At 70.2% G+C, this 20,423-nt stretch carries 18 protein-coding genes; 8 read left to right on the top strand and 10 right to left on the bottom strand.

What is annotated here, in order from left to right; all coding sequences use genetic code 11:
- The first annotated feature begins 172 nt into the window (after window positions 1-172).
- Both ACFWN2_RS32270 and ACFWN2_RS32265 read left to right on the top strand, forming a co-directional pair.
- A complete protein-coding gene (locus tag ACFWN2_RS32270; RefSeq protein WP_382433892.1) occupies window positions 173-1,423 on the top strand; it encodes a DUF885 domain-containing protein in 1,251 nt (416 codons plus the stop codon).
- Window positions 1,424-1,811: 388 nt separating this feature from the next.
- Window positions 1,812-3,119 carry a PhoH family protein gene (locus tag ACFWN2_RS32265; RefSeq protein WP_382434064.1) on the top strand — a complete coding sequence of 436 codons (1,308 nt, stop codon included), beginning with the start codon at window positions 1,812-1,814 and terminating at the stop codon, window positions 3,117-3,119.
- Window positions 3,120-3,174: 55 nt separating this feature from the next.
- Here the strand turns inward: ACFWN2_RS32265 and ACFWN2_RS32260 are convergent, their stop codons facing one another.
- The 5 genes from ACFWN2_RS32260 to ACFWN2_RS32240 all read right to left on the bottom strand — a co-directional run bounded on the left by ACFWN2_RS32260 (window position 3,175) and on the right by ACFWN2_RS32240 (window position 9,137).
- Window positions 3,175-3,945 (bottom strand): ABC transporter permease, encoded by a 771-nt coding sequence (locus ACFWN2_RS32260; protein WP_382433890.1) that lies wholly within the window; start codon window positions 3,943-3,945, stop codon window positions 3,175-3,177.
- A complete protein-coding gene (locus ACFWN2_RS32255) occupies window positions 3,942-4,895 on the bottom strand; it encodes an ATP-binding cassette domain-containing protein (RefSeq protein WP_382433888.1) in 954 nt (317 codons plus the stop codon). The genes ACFWN2_RS32260 and ACFWN2_RS32255 overlap by 4 nt, the downstream gene beginning before the upstream one ends.
- Before the next feature lie 4 nt (window positions 4,896-4,899).
- Complete coding sequence (locus tag ACFWN2_RS32250; protein WP_382433886.1) at window positions 4,900-6,339, bottom strand: GuaB1 family IMP dehydrogenase-related protein; 1,440 nt, start codon at window positions 6,337-6,339, stop codon at window positions 4,900-4,902.
- 40 nt (window positions 6,340-6,379) lie between these two features.
- On the bottom strand, window positions 6,380-7,159 hold the full coding sequence (locus ACFWN2_RS32245; protein ID WP_382433884.1) for a GNAT family N-acetyltransferase: 780 nt from the start codon (window positions 7,157-7,159) through the stop codon (window positions 6,380-6,382).
- Window positions 7,160-7,607: 448 nt separating this feature from the next.
- A complete protein-coding gene (locus ACFWN2_RS32240; protein ID WP_382433882.1) occupies window positions 7,608-9,137 on the bottom strand; it encodes an ATP-dependent DNA ligase in 1,530 nt (509 codons plus the stop codon).
- Window positions 9,138-9,227: 90 nt separating this feature from the next.
- Here ACFWN2_RS32240 and ACFWN2_RS32235 point away from each other — a divergent pair, with 90 nt between their 5' ends.
- The gene (locus tag ACFWN2_RS32235; RefSeq protein WP_382433880.1) at window positions 9,228-9,380 is read left to right on the top strand and encodes a hypothetical protein; all 153 of its coding nucleotides are present in this window, start codon (window positions 9,228-9,230) and stop codon (window positions 9,378-9,380) included.
- A gap of 160 nt (window positions 9,381-9,540) precedes the next feature.
- Here the strand turns inward: ACFWN2_RS32235 and ACFWN2_RS32230 are convergent, their stop codons facing one another.
- Window positions 9,541-10,893, bottom strand: a complete 1,353-nt coding sequence (locus ACFWN2_RS32230; RefSeq protein ID WP_382433878.1) for a PLP-dependent aminotransferase family protein — start codon at window positions 10,891-10,893, stop codon at window positions 9,541-9,543.
- Window positions 10,894-10,940: 47 nt separating this feature from the next.
- On the opposite strand from ACFWN2_RS32230, the gene ACFWN2_RS32225 reads away from it, so the two are divergent.
- Window positions 10,941-11,816 (top strand): DMT family transporter, encoded by an 876-nt coding sequence (locus ACFWN2_RS32225; protein WP_382433876.1) that lies wholly within the window; start codon window positions 10,941-10,943, stop codon window positions 11,814-11,816.
- On the opposite strand, the gene ACFWN2_RS32220 is transcribed toward ACFWN2_RS32225, so the two are convergent.
- The 3 genes from ACFWN2_RS32220 to ACFWN2_RS32210 all read right to left on the bottom strand — a co-directional run bounded on the left by ACFWN2_RS32220 (window position 11,780) and on the right by ACFWN2_RS32210 (window position 14,969).
- Complete coding sequence (locus ACFWN2_RS32220) at window positions 11,780-12,241, bottom strand: hypothetical protein (RefSeq protein WP_382433874.1); 462 nt, start codon at window positions 12,239-12,241, stop codon at window positions 11,780-11,782. The genes ACFWN2_RS32225 and ACFWN2_RS32220 overlap by 37 nt on opposite strands.
- Before the next feature lie 143 nt (window positions 12,242-12,384).
- Complete coding sequence (locus ACFWN2_RS32215; protein ID WP_382433872.1) at window positions 12,385-12,939, bottom strand: hypothetical protein; 555 nt, start codon at window positions 12,937-12,939, stop codon at window positions 12,385-12,387.
- Between the two features lie 59 nt (window positions 12,940-12,998).
- Window positions 12,999-14,969 (bottom strand): thioredoxin domain-containing protein, encoded by a 1,971-nt coding sequence (locus ACFWN2_RS32210; protein WP_382433870.1) that lies wholly within the window; start codon window positions 14,967-14,969, stop codon window positions 12,999-13,001.
- Window positions 14,970-15,024: 55 nt separating this feature from the next.
- Here ACFWN2_RS32210 and ACFWN2_RS32205 point away from each other — a divergent pair, with 55 nt between their 5' ends.
- From ACFWN2_RS32205 to ACFWN2_RS32190, 4 genes are read left to right on the top strand one after another with little or no spacing between them, the layout of a single operon-like run.
- On the top strand, window positions 15,025-16,359 hold the full coding sequence (locus ACFWN2_RS32205) for a 3' terminal RNA ribose 2'-O-methyltransferase Hen1 (protein WP_382433868.1): 1,335 nt from the start codon (window positions 15,025-15,027) through the stop codon (window positions 16,357-16,359).
- Window positions 16,359-18,827, top strand: a complete 2,469-nt coding sequence (locus tag ACFWN2_RS32200; protein ID WP_382433866.1) for a polynucleotide kinase-phosphatase — start codon at window positions 16,359-16,361, stop codon at window positions 18,825-18,827. Before ACFWN2_RS32205 ends, ACFWN2_RS32200 begins: the two co-directional genes overlap by 1 nt.
- The gene (locus ACFWN2_RS32195; RefSeq protein ID WP_382433864.1) at window positions 18,824-19,438 is read left to right on the top strand and encodes a DNA polymerase beta superfamily protein; all 615 of its coding nucleotides are present in this window, start codon (window positions 18,824-18,826) and stop codon (window positions 19,436-19,438) included. Before ACFWN2_RS32200 ends, ACFWN2_RS32195 begins: the two co-directional genes overlap by 4 nt.
- Entirely contained in the window at window positions 19,435-20,193 is a 759-nt protein-coding gene (locus ACFWN2_RS32190; protein ID WP_382433862.1) for a DNA polymerase beta superfamily protein, read from the top strand. The genes ACFWN2_RS32195 and ACFWN2_RS32190 overlap by 4 nt, the downstream gene beginning before the upstream one ends.
- On the opposite strand, the gene ACFWN2_RS32185 is transcribed toward ACFWN2_RS32190, so the two are convergent.
- Complete coding sequence (locus ACFWN2_RS32185) at window positions 20,190-20,420, bottom strand: hypothetical protein (protein WP_382434062.1); 231 nt, start codon at window positions 20,418-20,420, stop codon at window positions 20,190-20,192. The two genes, ACFWN2_RS32190 and ACFWN2_RS32185, sit on opposite strands and share 4 nt — an antisense overlap.
- Window positions 20,421-20,423: the final 3 nt, after the last annotated feature.

Genomic DNA, 20,423 nt, shown 5'->3' with positions numbered 1-20,423 from the left:
GAGTCGGTGGGGTCTCCGGGCGGAAACGCTATAGGCATTCAGTGCAATCGACCGTCCGAGTGACCCCATTGTGTGACGCCAAGATCAACAACATTCCCCGATCAGGTGGTACTCGTTTCACGATTCGGTCGCGAGTAAGGCGCTGTGGTAGACGCCCTAAGCTCTCCGACTCATGGACGCTGACGAGCTGGTGCGCGGATACCTGGTGCTGGGGCTGCGGCTCGGGCGCCTGGTGCCCGGGTTCGTCGACTCGTTCACCGGCGACCCGGTGCTGAGCCGCGGCGTCGACAACGAGCCGCGCCTGCACCCCAGGGCCCTCGGCGAGCACGCCCGGCTGCTGATCAGGGAACTTCCCGGCACGGACCTGGCGGAGCAGCGCAAGCAGTTCCTCGACGCGCACCTCAGGGCGTTGGACTGCACCGCGCGCAAGCTCGACGGCGAGCGCATCTCGTTCGTCGACGAGGTCCAGCGGTACTTCCAGGTCCGCGTGCGCCCCGGCGACGAGGACGCGTACGCGCAGGCCCACCGCAACCTCGACGCGGTCCTCGAAGGACCGGGCTCGCTCGCCGACCGCCTCACGGCCTTCCGCACGGCCGACGAGGTGCCCGCGCGCAGGCTTCAGGGCGCCGTGCAGGCCCTCTCCAGCGCGCTGCGGGACCGCGTGCGGCAGAAGTACGCGCTGCCCGAGCAGGAGATCGTCGAGTACCAGGTCGTCACGAACAAGCCGTGGAGCGGCTTCAACTACTACCTGGGCGGCTACCGGTCCCGCGTCGCGATCAACGCCGACCTTGGCCACCGCATGTCGAACCTGCCGCACCTGGTCGCGCACGAGTCCTACCCCGGCCACCACACCGAGCACTGCCGCAAGGACGCGGGCCTGGTCGCCAGGCGCGGCCACGCCGAGCAGTCGATCTTCCTGATCAACACGCCGCAGTGCCTGATGGCCGAGGGCATGGCGGACCTCGGCCTGCACGCCGCCGTCGGGCCCGGCTGGGGCCTCTGGACGGAGGGGATCTTCCGCGACCTGGGGTTGCGAATGGACGGCGAACTGTCCGAAAAGGTCGAGTCGGCGACATCGGGCCTGCTCACGGTGCGGCAGGACGCCGCCCTGCTGCTACACGATCGGGGTGCGGATCAGGATGACGTGGTTGCGCATCTGCGCAGGTGGCTGCTAGTCCCCGACCGCCGCGCACGCCAGATGGTGCGCTTCCTGGCCGATCCGCTGTGGCGCGCGTACACGACCACCTATGTCGAAGGGGTGCGCCTCGTGCGGGCCTGGCTCGACGTCCGCGCGCCCGGCGAATCGCTCGACTCCCGCTATCTGAGACTTCTCGACGAGCCCCTCACGCCGAAATCACTCGAATCCCAGGTGAGGGACGGTGTGTCGTGGCTGGCGCGCAACGCCCACGAGAACACGATCTGACCAGCGCAAACACGGAAGCGGTCACATTTCGTTCTGTTGTCCGGTAGATGACAAATTCGGATTCACCTGTGTGGCTTCGTGCCGTTGGGGCACTTCCACAGGTAACTTCGAAAGCGGCGGGACGCGACCACTGCGGACCGCGCAGGGAGGCTCTGATCGTGGCAGACAACGTCGCGAGGGGGCCGGCACCCGGCCCTCGTGGTCGACCTGCCTGACGCCACACCGGCGGACGGCTGGACGATCGATCAGGGTGGTGCCTGGCCCAGCGAGGAGCGGACGCGGGTGCCGCGTTCGTGAGGGAGTTGCCGTGAACGCACGACGTCCCGCGAGCCGTACCTCAGGCTCATCGCGCAGTTCTTCCTCCAGGCGCAAGTCCGCCGCTCCGGCCATCACGACATATGTGCTGGACACGTCGGTACTGCTGTCCGATCCTCTCGCCCCCACCCGGTTCGCGGAGCACGAGGTCGTGCTCCCGCTCGTGGTGATCAGCGAGCTGGAGGGCAAGCGCCACCACCCCGAACTGGGCTGGTTCGCGAGGGAAGCCCTGCGCCTCCTCGACGACCTGCGCTTGCGGCATGGTCGCCTCGATTCGCCGATCCCCATCGGGGATCTGGGAGGCACCTTGCACGTCGAGCTCAACCACTCCGACCCGGAGGTGTTGCCATCAGGTTTCCGAACGGACTCCAACGACGCCCGAATCCTCGCGTGCTCCCTCAACCTCGCTGCTGAGGGGCGCAACGTCACCCTGGTGACGAAGGACATGCCGCTGCGGGTCAAGGCCGGATCGGTCGGCCTGCCGGCGGAGGAGTACCGGGCGCACGACGTGACCCTCTCAGGCTGGACGGGAATGTCCGACATGGACGTCCCGCAGTCCCTCGTGGACGGCCTGTTCAAGGAGAACGTCGTCGACCCGACCCAGTACGAGGACCTGGAGCACATCGCCGAACTGCCGTGCCACACCGGAATCCGGTTGCTGGCGGGCACGTCGAGCGCTCTGGGCAGGGTGACCGCGGACAAGCAGATCAAGCTGGTGCGCGGAGATCGGGAGGCGTTCGGACTGCACGGGAGGTCCGCCGAACAGCGGATCGCCCTGGATCTGCTGCTGGACTCCGACGTCGGCATCGTCTCGCTGGGCGGACGTGCGGGCACCGGCAAGTCGGCACTGGCGCTGTGCGCCGGTCTCGAAGCCGTGATGGAGCGCAGGCAGCACCGCAAGGTCGTGGTCTTCCGGCCGTTGTACGCGGTCGGCGGCCAGGAGCTCGGCTACCTGCCGGGCAGCGAGAACGAGAAGATGGGGCCGTGGGCGCAGGCGGTGTTCGACACCCTCGGCGCGCTGGTGAGCCAGGCGGTCGTGGAAGAGGTGATGGACCGCGGGATGCTGGAGGTCCTGCCCCTCACCCACATCCGCGGCCGCTCGCTGCACGACTCCTTCGTGATCGTGGACGAGGCGCAGTCGTTGGAGCGCAACGTGTTGCTGACCGTGCTGTCGCGTCTGGGCAGCAACTCGCGGGTGGTGCTGACGCACGACGTGGCGCAGCGCGACAACCTGCGGGTCGGCCGGCACGACGGCGTGGCGGCGGTGATCGAGAAGCTGAAGGGCCACCCGCTCTTCGCTCACATCACGCTGACTCGCTCGGAGCGTTCGCCGATCGCGGCCCTCGTCACCGAGATGCTGGAGGAGGACTACGCCTCGTAGCGTCGTTCGACGGAACGGCCCCGCGCAGCTTTCGTTGCGCGGGGCCGTTCTTCGTCTAGTCCAGGGCCCGTTTCATGAACCCGCGCAGGCCGAGGCCGCCGAAGCCCGCGATCGCGACGACGAGCACGAGCAGCACGATCGGCAGCGGGATGTGCGGCACGTTCGGCACGAGCTCCGCGCGCATGCCCTCGCTCACGTACGTCAGCGGGTTGAGCGCGCAGACCACCTTGAACCACAGGAGGTTGTCGCTCAGCGACAGCCACGGGAACTGGGCGGAGCCGGTGAACAGGATCGGGGTGAGGATCACCGCGAACATCACGTTCACCCGGCGCGCGGGCACGGACGTGCCGATGACCAGGCCGACGCTGCCTCCGGCGAGACAGCCGAGGATGATCACCAGCAACGCGCCCGGGATGCCTTCCCAGGCCCAGGAGACGTCGAGCATCACGAACCCGACGGGCACCATCAGCACGGCCGCGAAGAAGCCGCGGATCGCGCCGAACACGATCTTCTCCACCGCGACGAGCGGGATGGAGATCGGCGCGAGCAGCCGGTCCTCGATCTCGCGCGTCCAGGAGAAGTCGAGCACCAGTGGCAGCGTCGTGTTCTGCAACGCGCCCAGGAACCCGTTCATCGCGATGATGCCCGGTAACAGCACCTGCGCGAAGTCGCCCTGCACGTACCCGATGTCCCCCAGCACCTTCGCGAAGATGAAGAGGATGAAGAACGGCTGGATGATCACCTGCGCGAGGAAGCTCGGCAGCTCGCGGCCCGTGACGAAGACGTCGCGCCAGAGGATCGCCTGGAACGTCCTGAGTTGGCTCACCGGAGCTCCCTGCCGGTCAGGTGGATGAAGACGTCCTCCAGGCTGGGCTTGCCGATCGCGACGTCGCTGACCGTGACGTCGAGGTCCCGCAGGACGTTCAGCACGGCCGGCAGCGTGACCGAGGTGTCGGCGTCGGTGTAGACGCGGAACATGTTCCCGACCTCCTCGACGCGCTGGGCTCCGTCCACTTCGGACAGCACCTGGGTGATCTTGGCGGAGTCGTGGCCGTTCGGGCTCAGCGAGACGCTGACCGTGTTGCTGCCGGGCAGGTTCTTCGTGAGCTCGTCCGGGGTGTCGAGCGTGAGCAGCTTGCCGTGGTCGACGATGCCGACGCGGTCGCACAGCTTGGTGGCCTCGTCCATGTCGTGCGTGGTGAGCACGACCGTGACGCCGTCCGCGTGCAGTGCCGCGACGCGTTCGTGGACGAAGAGCCGCGCCTGCGGGTCGAGTCCGGTGCTCGGCTCGTCGAGGAACAGGACCTTGGGCCGGTGCATCAGCGCGCGGGCGATCATCAGCCGCTGCGCCTGCCCGCCGGACAACGTGTCGACGAGCGCGTTCTGGTGGTCCTTGAGGCCCATCCGCTCGATGATGTCGTCGGCGAGCCGCTGGCGTTCCTTCGGGCCGATGCCGTGGTAGGCCGCGTGGAACAGGAGGTTCTGCCGCGCGTTGAGCGACCGGTCGAGGTTGTTGCGCTGCGGCACGACGGCGAGCAGCTGCCGCGCGCGCTTGGAGTCGGCCACCACGTCGACGCCCTCCACGAGCGCCTGCCCCGAGGTGGGGCGGACGCGCGTGGTGAGGACACCGACCGTGGTCGTCTTGCCCGCGCCGTTGGGCCCGAGCAGTCCGAAGACCTCACCGCGGCGGACGTCGAAGCTCAATCCGTCCACCGCGGGTTTTTGTCCCGTTTTATAGACTTTGCGGAGATCTCTCACCGAGACCGCTTCGTCCACTTTCTCACCATCCCCCTGGCAACGGCCTTCCTTCCGCGAATCCGGCAGCGGACTGGATGCCGAGCACAGACTTGTCGTGGAATTCCTCCAGCGAGGTCGCACCGGCATACGTGCAGGCCGAGCGAACGCCGGACGTTATCGCATCGAGCAGATCCTCCACGCTCGGGCGCACCGGGTCCAACCGCATTTTCGACGTCGAGATGCCTTCTTCGAACAGTCCCTTCTTGGCCCGTTCGAACGCGTTGTCGCCGCGCGTCCGCGCCGTCACCGCACGCTTGGACGCCATTCCGAAGGATTCTTTGTAGAGGTTCCCGCGCTCATCCCGCTGCAGATCCCCTGGAGACTCGTACGTTCCGGCGAACCAGCTGCCGACCATCACGCTGCTGGCACCGGCGGCAAGAGCGAGAGCCACGTCGCGAGGGTGCCGCACGCCGCCATCGGCCCACACGTGCTTGCCGAGCCTGCGCGCCTCCGCGGCGCACTCGGCCACGGCGCTGAACTGCGGCCTGCCGACGCCGGTCATCATCCGCGTCGTGCACATCGCGCCGGGCCCGACACCGACCTTGATGATGTCCGCGCCGGCCTCGACCAGGTCCCGAACGCCCTCGGCGGTCACGACGTTGCCCGCCGCCACCGGCACACCGGGGTTCGCCTCCTTGACGGCCCGCAGCGCCGCGATCATCTTCTCCTGGTGCCCGTGCGCGGTGTCGACGACCAGCACGTCCACCCCGGCCTTGACCAGCGCCTCGGCCTTGGCCCGCACGTCGCCGTTGACCCCGACGGCCGCCGCGACCCGCAGCTTGCCGTCGTCGTCCGTCGCGGGCTTGTAGACCTCGGCGCGCAACGCCGTCAGTTCGGTCAGCACACCCCGGAGCCGCTGCTCCTCGTCCACGCCCAACGCGACCTTGTGCGCGCTGTGGTGCAGTTCGTCGAACACGTCCTGGGGCCGCGAGTCGAGCGACAGCTTCAGCACGTCGGTGTTCATGACGTCACCGAGCCGCGCGAACCGGTCGACCCCGGTGAGCGCGGCCTCGTCGACCACCCCGAGCGGCCGCCCGCCGTCGTCCACGACGACAACGGCCCCGTGCGCCCGCTTGTGCAGGAGGTTCCACGCGTCCGCCACCGCGTCACCGGTCGTGAGCGTCAACGGCGTGTCCCACACGGGATGCCGCTCCTTGACCCACGTGATGATCTCCGCGACGGCCTCCGTGGGCACGTCCTGCGGGATGACGACGAGCCCGCCACGCCGCGCGATGGTCTCGGCCATCCGCCGCCCGGCCACAGCCGTCATGTTCGCGACGACGATCGGGATCGTGGCCCCGGTGCCGTCCGAGGTGGAGAGGTCGACGCCGAACCGGGACTCCACGGCGCTGCGGCCGGGAACGAGGAAGACGTCGTCGTAGGTCAGGTCGTAAGAGGGTCGATGCCCTTCGATGAACCGCACGTGCTTCCACGATACCCGCAGCGCCCCGCCGGGGCCGGACTCACGGATTCCACGCGTAGCCGGTGGTCGTGGTGACCGCCACGAACCCGAGCCGCTCCAGGATCGGCCTGCTGTCCTCCGTCGCGTCGACCTGCAGGTACCGGAACCCGCGTTGCACCGCCAGCCGAGCCCGATACGCGACGAGCGCCCGGTAGACGCCCTTGCCGCGCCATCTGGGGAGCGTGCCGCCACCCCACAACCCGGCGAACTCCGTGCCGGTCACGAACTCGATCCGCGACGACGACACCACCAGCCCGTCCACCTCCGCGACGACCGCGACGACGTCCGGGTCGTCCTTCTTCTCGACCAGCCGCTCGACCAGCCAGTCGTGGTCCCGTCCGAACACCTCGGTGGCCGTGGCGGCGAGCCGGTGGAAGTCCGCCTCCTCCGTCGCCTCCCTGACGGTGATGCCGTCGAGCTCGACCGACGCCGCCATGTGCTCCGCCAGTCCGACGAGCACGGTCTCCCTTCCCTCCGACTCGAACCCGGCCGCCATTAGCCGTTCGGGCAGGTCAGCGGGGGTGTCGTGGCTCCACGTCTTCCACTCGACGGCCTGGTCGCGCGCCGTGAAGAAGTCGCGCTGCCGGGCGATGAGCTCGTCCAGCTCGGCGCCGGAGACGCCCAGGGCGGGTGGGCCCGCGACAAAGCCGCGCCGGCGCGGCCAGGTCACCCGGAACACGGGGCCGTCCTGGTGGACGACTGCGCCGGGTTCGGGGAAGGTCCACTCGGCGGGGCGGGCTTGGGAGTCGAAGGCGCTGAGCAGCGCGGAAGCGTCGGTCACTGGCTGCACGCTATGGGCGGTGCGGTTGGGGCCGCACCCGATTTTCGCGCCGAGGGCGGCTGGCGGTGAGGGTGGGGGGTGAGGATGGGACGCACGCGGATTCGGCCGCAGCGATAGCGGGACGCACTCGGTCCTCACCACGAAGGGCCTGGCCGTAGGCGTGGCGGGACGCACGCAGTCCCCACCACGAAGGCACCAACCGCGGGCGCGGCGTGACGCGCGGGTTTCCGGCCATGGCGGGTGGCGGGACGCAGCTCCAGCAGCGGCTGCTTCCCACGCGGCTGCCGCTCCTGCAGCCGCAGCTCCCTCAACGCGGCAGCTCCCTCACGCGGCCGCCCAGCCCGACCTCCGACCGCCCAGCCCGACCTCCGGCCATCCAGCCCGACCCGCGCCCTTCCGCGCCCGTTCAGCCTCGCCGAGCCGGCCGACGTCGGCGAGCAACGGGCCGTCAGGCCTCCGGCTTCGGGTGCGCGGTCGGCAGGAGCGCCCTCACCTCCTCGATCGTCGTCGCCTCCGCGGGGTCCTTGTCCGGGCGGTAGCGCACGACGCGGGCGAACCGCAGCGCGACGCCGCCGGGGTAGCGCGGCGAGACCTGGACGCCGTCCAGTTCGATCTCGATCACCAGTTCCGGGCGGACCGTGACGACCCAGTCGTTCTGCTCGGTGGCGATCTCCTGCAGGGCGGTGGTCTGCCACTTGAGCAGCTCGTCGGTGAGGCCCTTGAAGGTCTTGCCGACCATCACGGGTGGGCCGCCGTCCGGGTCGCGGGCGCCCAGGTGCAGGTTCGAGAGCCAGCCGCGGCGGCGGCCGCTGCCCCATTCGACGCCCAGCACCACCAGGTCGAGGGTGTGGACCGGCTTCACCTTCTGCCAGGCTCGGCCTCTTCGGCCCGCGGCGTAGGGCGAGGCCAGCGACTTCACCATCACGCCCTCGTGGCCCGCGGACAGGGACGCCGTCACGACGTCGGCCGCCTCCTGCGGTGTCGGGTCCTGCACGCCGGGAATGACGTGCTCGCCCGCCACCTGGCGCAGGGCGGCCAGGCGGTCGCGCAGCGGTTCGTCGAGCAGGTCCTTGCCGTCGAGGTGCAGGCAGTCGAAGAAGTACGGGTGCAGGAGCAGCTCGCGTTCGTCCTGCGCGCCGAACCTGCTCATCGTCTCCTGGAACGGGCGGGGTCTGCCCTCGTCGGTCAGCGCCAGCGTCTCGCCGTCGAGCACCACGGACGTGCACGGCAGGGCGCGCACCAGGTCGACGAGTTCCGGCACCGTCTTGGTGATCTCGCGCAACGTGCGCGTGTAGACGTGGACCTCGTCGCCGTCGCGGTGCACCTGGATGCGCGCGCCGTCGAGCTTGTGCTCCACGACGACGCTGCCCAGCTCGGTCAGCGCCTCGTCCAGCGACTCCGCCGGTGAGGCGAGCATCGGGCGCAGGGGGCGGCCCACCTCCAGCCGGAACGCCTCCAGGGCCTCCGCGCCGCCGTCCAGCGCGGTCACGGCCGTCTCGGGCAGGCGGCCGGACAGCATGAACGCGCGCCGCACCACGTCGCCGGGCACGTCGGCGGCCGAGGCGATGGCGTCCAGCATCACGCCCTCCAGCGCGCCCTGGCGCAGCTCGCCGGTGAGCAGCCGGCGCAAGAAGTCCTGCTCCGCCTCGGTCGAGCGTTCGAACAGCGCGGTCAGCAGAGCGACCCGGCGCTGCGCCGAGCCCTTGCCGGACGTCGCGGCCACCTCGGCGAGCGCGGCGTCGACCTCGGCGATCGTCAGCTCGGCCTGGGGAGCCGGCCGCACCGACAGGTCGACGACGGTGCGCCAACCCGTGCCGATACGACCCTGCCGCGGCGTGCCTATGAGGAACGACACCACCGCGACCACCACATCCGCCGTCGCCGAGCGCAGCAACGCGGACAACGCCTTGACCTTGGCCAGGCGCGACCGGGTCGCCGCGACGGCGGCTGACGTGTCGACCACTTCGGACAGGAGCACGTGTTCATGGTGCACCCGTGCACTGACAATTTCTGGAGGAGCGGACTAGGCTGCCTTCGCCAACCGTTCTACCTGGGGGTTTGTCGGACCATGAACGCATTCAAGATCGTCGCGGCCGCTCTGCTGTTCGCCGCCGTCGCCGTGACGGCGCTCAACGGCGCCTCCGCCGGCACCGACCGCGAGCACATCCTCGGCGAGCCTCGCGAGCACATCATGAGCACCGCCCGCGAGCACATCCTCTAGTGCGGTGACCACGAACCCTTGCCGGGTTGTGCGCGGTCCAGGGCGATGCATCGTGGTGCCTCCCCCACGCCCTCGTACTGGTTGTACGGGGGCGTGGGGGAGGTGCCGCGAGGCGTCCACCTGGGCCGCGCAGAACACGGTGAGGATTGTGGTCACCGCACTAGGCGACCGCGACGTCGGCGATCTCCCTGACCGCCTCCCGCAGCCGGTCGGGGGTGAGCGCCGCGTACCCCAGCACCAAGCCGGGCCACATGGGCGTGCGCGTGTACTGCGCCAACGCCCATACGTGCACGCCACGCTCCTCAAGCCTGCTCTTCAACGCGAGGTCGTCCGTCCCGTCGGGCATGCGCAGCACGACGTGCAGCCCGGCCGCGACACCGATGGACTGCCATGCGGGCAGATGCTCCGCCACGGCCTCCAGCAACGCATCGCGCCTCTTCCGGTAGAGCGCGCGCGTACGGCGCAGATGCCGGTCATAGCCACCCGTACGCAGCAGGTGCGCGAACGCGGCCTGAGGGATCGTGCCGGTGCCCATGTCGTTGTACTGCTTGCGTTGCACGATCTCCGCGCGCAGACGTTCCGGCACCACGAGCCATCCGAGTCTGAGCGCGGGCGCCAGCACCTTGCTCGTCGTGCCCTGGTACACCACGTGCTCGGGCGCGAGCGCCTGCAACGCCCCCAGCGCCGGCCGGTCGTAGCGGTGCTCGGCGTCGTAGTCGTCCTCGATGATCAACCCGTTGCGCGAGCGCGCCCACTCGACGAGCGCCCGCCGCCGTTCCGGATCGAGCACCACTCCCAGCGGGAACTGGTGCGCCGCCGTGACTAGCACCGCGCTGCAGTCCGTTTTGGACAGAAGGTCGACTCGAATTCCCTTGTCGTCCACCGGAATGGGCACGGTGTTGAGTCCGTGCGACCGCAGCATGTTCTCGCCGCCGAAGTGGCTGGGTTCCTCGATGGCGATGCTGCCGTTCAGGATCCTGGCGGTGAGCTGCAACCCGTCCGCCGCGCCGTTCGTGATCACCGCGTCCTTCGCGACGACCGCGCGCACCCGCGACAGGTAGTCGACGATCTCCTTGCGCAGCCCCACGAAACCGGCGGGGTCGGGGTAGGCGAGGTCGTCGTCGGGCAGCTCGGCGAGCGCCGCGCGATGCGCCGCCACCCACTCGGCTCGGGGGAACGCGCCCAGCGCGGGCAGGCCTGGCCGCAGGTTGTACCTCCACCGCGGCGGCGGCTGCGGCACACCGCTCGTGCCGGCCGGTCCGAGGCTCGCGACCGTCGTCCCCGAGCCGCGCCGCGTCGTGAGGTACCCCTCCGCGACGAGCTGCGTGTACGCCGACGTCACCGTCCCGCGCGCCACGTCGAGCTGTGCGGCCAGGTCCCGGCTCGACGGCAGCCGCGTGCCCGGCAGGAGCCGTCCGTCCCGGATCGCCCTGCGCAGCTCGGCCTCCACCCCTCGGCGCCGCTGGTGGCCGGGCAGCAGCAGCTCGCGAAAAGTGGTCCAGTTCGTAGCCATTGAAGTGGAGCTTAAACCTGGACCAGTCCAGCGCAAGGCTCTAGGACATGAAACTCGGGGTGGCCGCGGGAGCGACAGCGGCAACGATCGTCGGAGCGTCCGTTCCGGTCACGGGAATGCTGGAGGGCTACCCGGTCCTGACCGGTCAGGCCATGCGCTACGCCCTCGGCGCGGCCGTGTTGCTGCTGGTCGCACGCCGTCTGCCGATGCCTTCGTGGCGCGACCTGCCACCGCTGCTCGGCGTGGTCGTCACGGGCATGCTCGGCTTCAACGCCGTGTTGATCGCCGCCCAGCAGTACGCGGAACCGGGCTTCGTCGCCGCCGTCATGGGTGGCGCGCCCATCGCACTCGCGCTGCTCTCCCGCCAACGCACCGCATCCGCCGTGGTGGGTGCCGTAGTGGTGGCAGCGGGCATCGTGCTGTTGTCCGGCGGCGGCTCGTGGCACGGTCCCGGCCTTGCGCTGGCATTGCTCACGATGGCCGGCGAAGTCTGCTTCACGCTTTTCGCCGTGGGAGTCGTACGGCGCCTTGGTGTGCTCGGCGTGGCCACCTGGACCTGCATCCTCGCGACGGTGATCGGCGCGGTGCTCGGCACGTTCGTCGGCGGCTGGCAGATGCCGACGCCACGGCAGGGCTTCTCTCTCTCGCTGCTGGCCGTGGTGGTGACGGCACTGGCGTTCGGGCTCTGGTACTTCGCCGTGAACCGCCTGGGCTCCGACCGCGCGGGCGTGCTCATCGGACTGATGCCCGTGTCCGGCCTGGCGACCTCCGTGTTGCTGGGCGCGCAGGAACTCTCTCTCGTGTCCGTCGCCGGTGTCACGACGGTCGCGCTCGGGTGCGTCATCGGACTCCGCACGCCCAAACCTGCGGACACGAGAGAGAGTTCCTACGAACGACCGCTCCCGACCGCGACCTCCATCTGACGCACGATCGCCCACGAGTCGCCGGGCTCGGCGCGGACCCGTTCGAAGATCTCCCGCTGCGCCGCCGTGAACCGTCCACGCTCGATCAACGCGACGGCGAGGCTGTGCACGTCCACGTCGTCGGAAGCACCCTTCGAGTACCAGAACCACACGGCGTGAAGTGCACCCTCGCGCGGTGCGCCGTACCAGTGCGAAGGCCGGTTCGGGTTGGGCGCGGAGGGGTTCGGCACGCGGTAGCCCAGGCGCTTGGCGTTCTTGCGGAGAACGCCGTAGGCGTGGAGGTCCGCCTGCCAGGCGGCGTGACTCGCGCTCAGCAGTTCCATCGCGGCGGGGAGCAGGGCCGGGTCACGGGTGAAGTCGCCGACCACGGCCCGCAGGAAGCTGAACGTCGCCTGGAAGCCAGCGGGCGGTAGCGCCACAGGCACTGCCGCAGGGAGCCGACGCGGTGCGTCAGCGGAAGCGACGTGTCGAGGACCTTCCGCGCGTTGCCGGAGAAGCTCACGCGCGGACCTCCGCCGGCCGTGCAGGTGGTTCGGACACGGCCGGCGAAAGGTCCATGCACGGCAGGCTAGGCCAGATCCGGCCCCTGCGAGCGGAGATCGTCCACACGCGACATCGCGTCACGGAGTTCGTCGAGCCACGTGTCGGCGTGCTCGCCCACCAGTCGCACGGCCCATGCCAGAGCATCTGCCCGTGAGCGTGCCACGCCGGCGGCCACCAGCGTGTCGAGCACCTGGCGTTCCGGCTGGCGCAGGCGCGTCATGACCGGCACGGCCAGGTGCGTGAACAGTTCGCGCGTGCCGCCCAGCGACGCGCCCCAGGCGACCTTGCGGCCGTAGCGGTGCTCGGCCTGGCGGGCGATCTCGATGCGTTCGTCGCGGGTCTCCTCGCGCCAGCGCGAGATGCGGCCCGACTCGGCGGCGGCGCGCGAGGCGTCGTCGAACTCGCCCTCCAGCGGCGTGAGCGTGCCGACGACCGTGATCTCCTCGCGGTCGACGATCACCTCCGCCGCGCCGGTGAACCAGCCGTCCGGGAGCCTGCCCGCGAACCAGGCCGCCGCGTCGTCGGCCGAGGGCAGGTCAGCCTGCTGCCACCCGCCTCGTCCTCGCCATCCACGTCCCATTTCAACCACCTCTGATTACATGATTACGTCGTAACCGACGTTACGCCTGCAATCAGCCATCACGCGTTCGCCGTCAGCGAAGTGACCAGGGCGTCCTCCGAAACCACCGGGCGATCGCAGACGTACCCACGGCACACGTACGCCGCGGGACCCTCGTCGACCAACGGACGGTCTTCGAGCAACGGCACGGACGCCGGCTCTCCGGCCACGACGACGCCGCCTCCGGGCACATGGGCCACCGCCGCCGCCCACAGCGACGCACGGCGCGAGTCGTCGGCACCCACCACTGCCACCTGCAACGGACCGGCGACCAGCGTCTCGGCGACCGTCAGCCAGTGCCCGGCGAACCGGGGTGCCCGCGCGGCCAGCAGTCCGGCTCGGGTCACGGCGGCCACAGCGGCCTCGTAGTACCGCGACGAACGATCGGCGCCGGACAGCAGGGACGCCGTCAGCAGCGCCGAGGCCAGCGAGGACGCTCCGGACGGCGACGCGTTGTCGGTGGAGTCGGCAGGGCGCCGTACGAGTGCCTCGGCGTCGTCGGCGGTGTCGTAGTAGGCACCAGGAGAGCCCACGACGGCGAACCGCGCGAGAGCGGTGTCCAGCAGCCCGCAGGCCAGGTCGAGCCACCGGATCGAGCCGGTGACCTGGTGCAACGCCAGCAGCCCGTCGGCGAGGCAGCCGTAGTCCTCCAGCACGCCGAACGACGGCCCCGCCACGCCGTCACGCGAGGTGCGCAGCAGCCTGCCCTCGACCAGGTGCACCGATCCCAGCAACGACGCCGCCTCCTCGGCAGCCGAAATCCACGCCGGCTCACCGAAGAACGCGCCCGCCTCGGCCAGCGCGGCGATCGCCATGCCGTTCCAGGAGGCGATGACCTTGTCGTCACGGCCGGGCTGCGGCCTCAGGGCACGCGCCGCCAGCAACGCGGCCCGCACCTCCTCCCCCGGCTCCGACACGAACCCCAGCGTCGACTTGCCGTCCTCGAAGTTCGGCTCGGCGGTCACGCCGAACGCCGCTGCGGCATCGCCCAGTTCCTCGAACGACCACACGTACGTCAGGCCCTCGACGCCCTCGGTGTCCGCGTCCAGTGACGCCGCGAACCCGCCCTCGGCCGTGCGCAGGTCCCGCAGCAGGAACGACGCCGTGTCCCGCGCGACCCGTTCGTAGCGCTCGGACCGAGTGACCCGCGTCAGGTGCGTGTAGAAGCGGAGCAGCAAAGCGTTGTCGTACAACATCTTCTCGAAGTGCGGCACGACCCACGACGCGTCGACGCTGTAGCGCGCGAAACCACCGCCGAGCTGGTCGTACAGGCCGCCGTTCGCCATCGCGTCCGCCGTCGAGGTCGCCATCGACACCGCCTCGACCGACCCGGTGCGCTCGTGGTGGCGCAGCAGGAACTCCAGCGCCATCGACGGCGGGAACTTCGGCGCGCCACCGAATCCGCCGTGGCGCCGGTCGAACTCGCCGAGCAACGACACCACGGCGCCCGCCAGCACGTCCGAGTCCACAGCGGACGGTGGCAACGGCGCCGCGTGGCGCGAGATCTCCTCCACCACGGCGGAGGCGGACTCCAGGATCTCGTCCGGCCGCGAGGCCCACGTCGCCGACACGGCCTCGACGAGCTGCGTGAACGACGGCATGCCGGGCCGCGGCGACGGCGGGTAGTAGGTGCCGGCGTGGAACGGGCGCGCGTCCGGCGTGAGGAACACGGTCATCGGCCACCCGCCCTGGCCCGTCATGGCCTGCGTGACCTCCATGTACACGGCGTCGACGTCCGGGCGTTCCTCGCGGTCCACCTTCACCGCCACGAAGTTCTCGTTGAGGTACGAGGCAACGGCCGCGTCCTCGAACGACTCGTGCGCCATCACGTGGCACCAGTGGCAGGCCGCGTAGCCGACGGACAGCAGCACCGGCACGTTGCGCCGCCGGGCCTCCTCGAACGCCTCCTCGGACCACGGCCACCAGTCGACCGGGTTGTCGGCGTGCTGCAGCAGGTAGGGGCTGGTCGCGTCCGCGAGTCGGTTCGCCATGCCCGGCAGCCTAATTCGCCTGCGGATTCAGCGACTCTCGATCAGACTCAGGCGCGTGTTGCTCACCATGACCACGACGCACCGGCCGGCAACCGACCTCGGCCACCTGCTGCACAAGCATCCCGACCGGGCTCAGTCCTTCACGACGAGCTCGGGCGTCGCGCACGTCTTCTACCCGAAGGCGACGGACGAGGAGTGCACGGTCGCCCTCCTGCTGGAGGTCGACCCCATCGCGCTCGTCCGAGGTCCCGGCAGCACGCTCACCCAGTACGTCAACGACAGGCCGTACGCGGCCGGGTCGTTGCTCACGGTCGCGCTCGGCAGCGTGTTCCGCACGGCCATGAACGGCCGCAGCGACAGCTACCCCGAGCTCGCGCGGACGCCGATCCCGCTGGTCGTCCGCGTTCCCGCGCTGCCACACCGGCTCGCGGAACGCCTGTTCACTCCGCTGGGCTGGGACGTCGCGGTCACCGAGCACGGCGACTCGCGCTTCGGCGATGTGACGCTGACCGGCACTCTCCGGCTCAGCGACGCGTTGAAGCACCTCTACGTGCTGCTGCCCGTGCTCGACGGCGGCAAGCACTACTGGGTCGCGGCCGACGAGGTCGACAAGCTGCTCAGGGCCGGTGACGGCTGGCTGGCGGAGCACCCGGACAAGGAGCTGATCACCACCCGGTACCTGGCGCGCAAGCGTCCGTTGATCACCTCCGCGCTGGAACGCCTCGCGGACGTCGACGAGGTCGAGCCGGAGGAGCTCGACAACGCGCTGGCCGAACCGAAGATCTCCCTTGCCGTACAGCGCAAGGAGGCCGTGATCGCGGCGTTGAAGGAAGCGCGGGCCAAGCGCGTGCTCGACCTCGGGTGCGGTGGCGGGGCCCTGCTGCGCGCACTCGTCAACGAGCCGGAGTTCACCGAGATCCACGGTGTCGACGTGTCCGCGAAGGCGTTGCAGGAGGCCGCGCGCAAGCTGCACCTCGACCGCATGGGCGAGCGGCAGCGCGAGCGGATCACGTTGCGGCAGTCGGCTTTGACGTACGCGGACACCGAGCTGGCGGGCTTCGACGCGGCGGTGCTGATGGAGGTCGTCGAGCACGTCGACCCGTCGCGCCTGCCCGCGCTGGAGCACTCCGTCTTCACCGTCGCGCGGCCGGCGACCGTTCTGGTCACCACGCCGAACGTCGAGTACAACGTGCTGTTCGAGACGCTGCCGGAGGGCCAGATGCGCCATTCGGACCACCGTTTCGAATGGACTCGCGCGGAGTTTCAGGAGTGGGCGGACGGCGTCGCGGAACGCCGCGGCTACACCGTTCGGTACGTGCCGATCGGGCCGGAGGACGCCGAACGCGGCGCGCCGACCCAGATGGCCGTGTTCAGCTCGGAGGACGACTGATGGAACTGAAGATCCCCGACTTGTGCCTGGTGGTGCTGGTCGGCGCCTCCGGCTCTGGCAAGTCGACGTTCGCGCGCAAGCACTTCCTGCCCACGCAGGTGCTGTCGAGCGACTACTTCCGCGGGCTCGTGTCCGACGACGAGAACGACCAGTCGGCGTCCGCTGCGGCGTTCGAGGTGCTGCACTTCGTGGCGCGCAAGCGACTCGAAGCCGGACGCGTCACCGTGATCGACGCGACCAACGTCCAGCCGCAGGACCGCGCACAGCTGGTCGAGGTCGCGAAGAAGGCGAACGTGCTGCCGGTCGCGATCGTCCTCGACACCCCGACCGAGGTGTGCCTCGCGCGCAACGCGCAGCGGCCCGACCGCGACTTCGGCGCGCACGTCGTGAAGCGGCACCGGGCGGCTCTGCGGCGATCGTTGAAGTTCCTCGGCAAGGAAGGCTTCAAGCGCGTCCACGTGCTGCGCTCCGAGTCCGATGTGGACGCCTCCACGATCGTCTACGAGCGCCTGCTCAACGATCTCAGGCACGAGACGGGGCCGTTCGACGTGTTCGGTGACGTGCACGGCTGCCGCGCGGAGCTGGAGGAGCTGCTCGTCGAGCTCGGCTACACCCTCGTGCGCGACGACGAGGGCCGTGCGGTGGACGCGGTTCCGCCCGGTGCCCGCAAGGCGGTGTTCGTCGGCGACCTGGTGGACCGCGGACCGGACACGCCCGGCGTGCTGCGCCTGGTCATGGGCATGGTGGCGGCCGGGCACGCCCTGAGCGTGCGCGGGAACCACGAGGAGAAGCTCGTGCGGGCGATGCGCGGCCACAAGGTGACGGTCCGGCACGGGCTGGAGAAGTCGCTGGAGCAGTTCGCGCACGAGCCGGAGGAGTTCCGCCTGGCCGCGGTGAAGTTCTGCGACAGCCTCGTCGCGCACTACGTGCTGGACGGCGGGAACCTCGTCGTCGCGCACGCCGGCCTGCCCGAGCGCTACCACGGACGTGCGTCCGCGAAGGTCCGCAGTTTCGCCCTGTACGGCGACACGACCGGCGAGACCGACGCGCACGGACTGCCGGTGCGCCTGCCGTGGGCGAACGACTACCGCGGCTCGGCGATGGTGCTGTACGGGCACGTCCTCACCCCCGAGGCCGAGTGGGTCAACAACACCATGTGCCTCGAAACGGGTGTGGTGTTCGGCGGGAAGCTGACCGCGTTGCGCTACCCGGAGAAGGAGCTCGTCTCCGTCAAGGCGCACCAGGTCTGGTACCAGAACGACGCGCCGTTCCCGCCGAAGGCCGTCGAGCGCGCGCCGGACGTGCTGGCGCTGACCGACGTCACTGGCCTGCGCCGGATCGACACGTCGCTGATCGGCGCCGTGACGATCCGCGCGGAGCAGTCGGCCTCGGCCCTGGAGGTCATGAGCCGGTTCGCTATCGACCCGCACGAGCTGCTGTACCTGCCGCCGACGATGGCGCCCGTCGCGACCTCGCAGCTCGACGACGTGCTGGAGCACCCGGCGGAGGCCTTCGCGGAGTACCGGTCCGGCCGCGTGGACCAGGTGATCTGCGAGGAGAAGCACATGGGCTCCCGCGCGGTGTTGCTGGTGCGCAAGGAGGGCGGCGCGATCTACACGCGCACCGGACGTGCGTTCTTCGACGGCGCGCGCGGTGTGGAGCTGCTCGATCGGGTGCGTGCCGCCTGCGCGGGCCTGTTCGAGGAGTTCGCCACGGACTGGCTGCTCATCGACGCCGAGCTGATGCCGTGGAACGCCAAGGCCTCCGGCCTGATCCGCGAGCAGTACGCGGCGGTCGGGGCGGCGGCCGGTGGTGCGTTGCCGGTGGCGGTCGACGCGTTGGAAGCGGCGGCCTCGCGCGGTGTCGACGTCGCGGACCTGTTGGGGCGCACCGCGGAGCGCGCCTCGAACGCGGCCGCGTACAGCGCGGCGTACGAGCGGTACTGCTGGCCGGTGGACGGCCTGGACGGTGTGCGGATCGCACCGTTCCAGCTGCTCGCGGCGCAGGGGCGGACGTTCCACGACCGTTCGCACCTGTGGCACCTGGAGACGTTGGGACGGCTGGAGGGCCCGCTGTTCCAGCAGACCAGGCACCTCGTGGTCGACGTGAACGACCCCGCGCAGGTGGCGGCGGGCGTTCGGTGGTGGGAGGAGCTGACCGCGGACGGAGGCGAGGGCATGGTGGTGAAGCCGCTGGCCAACCTCGGCGCACGCGTGCAGCCGGGCGTGAAGGTGCGCGGGCGCGAGTACCTGCGGATCATCTACGGCCCGGACTACACGTCACCGGCGAACCTCGCGCGGCTGCGCAAGCGTTCGCTCGGCCGCAAGCGCGGCCTCGCGCTGCGCGAGTACGCCCTGGGCATCGAGGCCCTGGAGCGTCTCGTGCGCGGCGAACCCCTGTGGCGGGTGCACGAGTGCGTCTTCGGCGTGCTCGCGCTGGAGTCGGAACCGGTGGACCCACGACTGTGATCCTCGAAGTGGTGATCGGCTCGCACGCCTACGGGCTGGAGAGCGCGGAGTCCGATGTGGACAGACGCGGGGTGTTCGTCGCGCCCACGGAGGCGTTCTGGCGCTTCGAGAAGCCCCCGACCTCGGTCGAGGGCCCTGACCCCGAACAGCTCAGCTGGGAGGTCGAGCACTTCTGCGCGCTGGGCCTGAAGTCGAACCCGACGGTGCTGGAGACGCTGGTCAGCCCGTTGGTGGAGATCAGCACGCCGATGGGAGAGGAACTGCGGGACCTGCTGCCCGCGTTCCTCTCCCGGTACGCGGTGCGGGCGTTCACGCGCGCGACGGAGATGCAGCTGTCGCGTGCGGGCCGCAACCTCAAGCCGAAGCAGCTCATGCACGTGGTGCGGTTGCGGCTGGTGGGGCTGAACCTGCTGCGGACCGGCCGGTACGACATCGCGGCGGACCGGTCGTTGCTGTCGATCAGGGACGGCTCGATGGCCTGGGACGACGCGGTCGCGTGGGCTCACAGGCTCGGCGACGAGATCGCCGCCGCGGAAGGCCCGCTGCCGGACGAACCGGACCGGGCGCGGGTGGAGGACTGGTTGGTGTCGGTGCGCAGGAGGATGTTGTGAGCTACGAGGTACCCGACCTGAGCGCCGTCGTCGCCGAGCAGTCGCACGACCTGCTGTTCGCGACGGTCTCCGGCGCGCACCTGTACGGCTTCCCGTCCCGCGACTCGGACGTGGACCTGCGCGGCGTGCACGTGCTGCCGCTCGCCGAGGTGCTGGGACTGCGGCACGGCCCGGAGACCAAGGAACGGATGTGGGTGCGCGACGGCGTCGAGATCGACCTCGTCACGCACGACGTGCAGAAGTTCTGCCGGCTGCTGGTCCGCCCGAACGGCTACGTGCTGGAGCAGCTGCTCTCGCCGCTGGTCGTGCACACCACCGAGGCGCACCGGAAGCTGGCCGCCCTCGCCGCGGGGTGCCTCACCTCACGGCACGGGCACCACTACCGCGGGTTCGCCGTGACCCAGTGGCGGCTGTTCGAGAAGACCGGCGAGATCAAGCCGCTGCTCTACACGTTCCGCGCGCTGCTGACCGGCGTGCACCTGCTGCGCACCGGCGAGGTGAACGCGCACCTGCCGACGCTGCTGGAGAAGCTCGACGGGCCTGACTACCTGCCAGGGCTGATCGAGGCCAAGGTCCTCGGCGAGCACCGGGCGCTGGCCGGGGTGCCGGGCAGGCCCGCGCCCGAACGGCTGGAGGCGGACCTGGCGCACTGGCACGAGGAGCTGCGGCAGGCACGGGAGGCCAGCGACCTGCCGCTGGAGCCGCCCGCGTTCGACGAGGTCCACGACTTCGTCGTGAGCCTCAGGCTGAGCTAGTCCTTCTTGTCCGCGGCGGCCGGAGCTTCCTTGGCGGGCTCCGGCTCATCGAACGACGCCGGCAGACCCTTGATGTGCTTGTTCATCGACTTCACCAGGAAGAACACGGCGATGAAGAAGACGATCAGCAGGACAAGACCGACCGGGGAGGACTTGCCGAAGTCCTCGCCCTGGCCGCCCTTGTCGTTCTCGTTCGGGTTCGACGGCTGCACGGCGACCAGGGCCACCGT

This window comes from Lentzea sp. NPDC058436 (assembly GCF_042721515.1).
Taxonomy (GTDB): domain Bacteria; phylum Actinomycetota; class Actinomycetes; order Mycobacteriales; family Pseudonocardiaceae; genus Lentzea.
Note: the sequence above shows the minus strand (reverse complement) of the source record. Positions and strands in the feature narration are given on the sequence as shown.

What these genes read in the sequence shown, in the direction of transcription:
- ACFWN2_RS32210 (WP_382433870.1), bottom strand. Translation starts at nt 14,969, where the DNA reads ATGGCGAACCGACTCGCGGACGCGACCAGCCCCTACCTGCTGCAGCAC.
- ACFWN2_RS32270 (WP_382433892.1), top strand. Translation starts at nt 173, where the DNA reads ATGGACGCTGACGAGCTGGTGCGCGGATACCTGGTGCTGGGGCTGCGG.
- ACFWN2_RS32200 (WP_382433866.1), top strand. Translation starts at nt 16,359, where the DNA reads ATGGAACTGAAGATCCCCGACTTGTGCCTGGTGGTGCTGGTCGGCGCC.
- ACFWN2_RS32235 (WP_382433880.1), top strand. Translation starts at nt 9,228, where the DNA reads ATGAACGCATTCAAGATCGTCGCGGCCGCTCTGCTGTTCGCCGCCGTC.
- ACFWN2_RS32225 (WP_382433876.1), top strand. Translation starts at nt 10,941, where the DNA reads ATGAAACTCGGGGTGGCCGCGGGAGCGACAGCGGCAACGATCGTCGGA.
- ACFWN2_RS32230 (WP_382433878.1), bottom strand. Translation starts at nt 10,893, where the DNA reads ATGGCTACGAACTGGACCACTTTTCGCGAGCTGCTGCTGCCCGGCCAC.
- ACFWN2_RS32215 (WP_382433872.1), bottom strand. Translation starts at nt 12,939, where the DNA reads ATGGGACGTGGATGGCGAGGACGAGGCGGGTGGCAGCAGGCTGACCTG.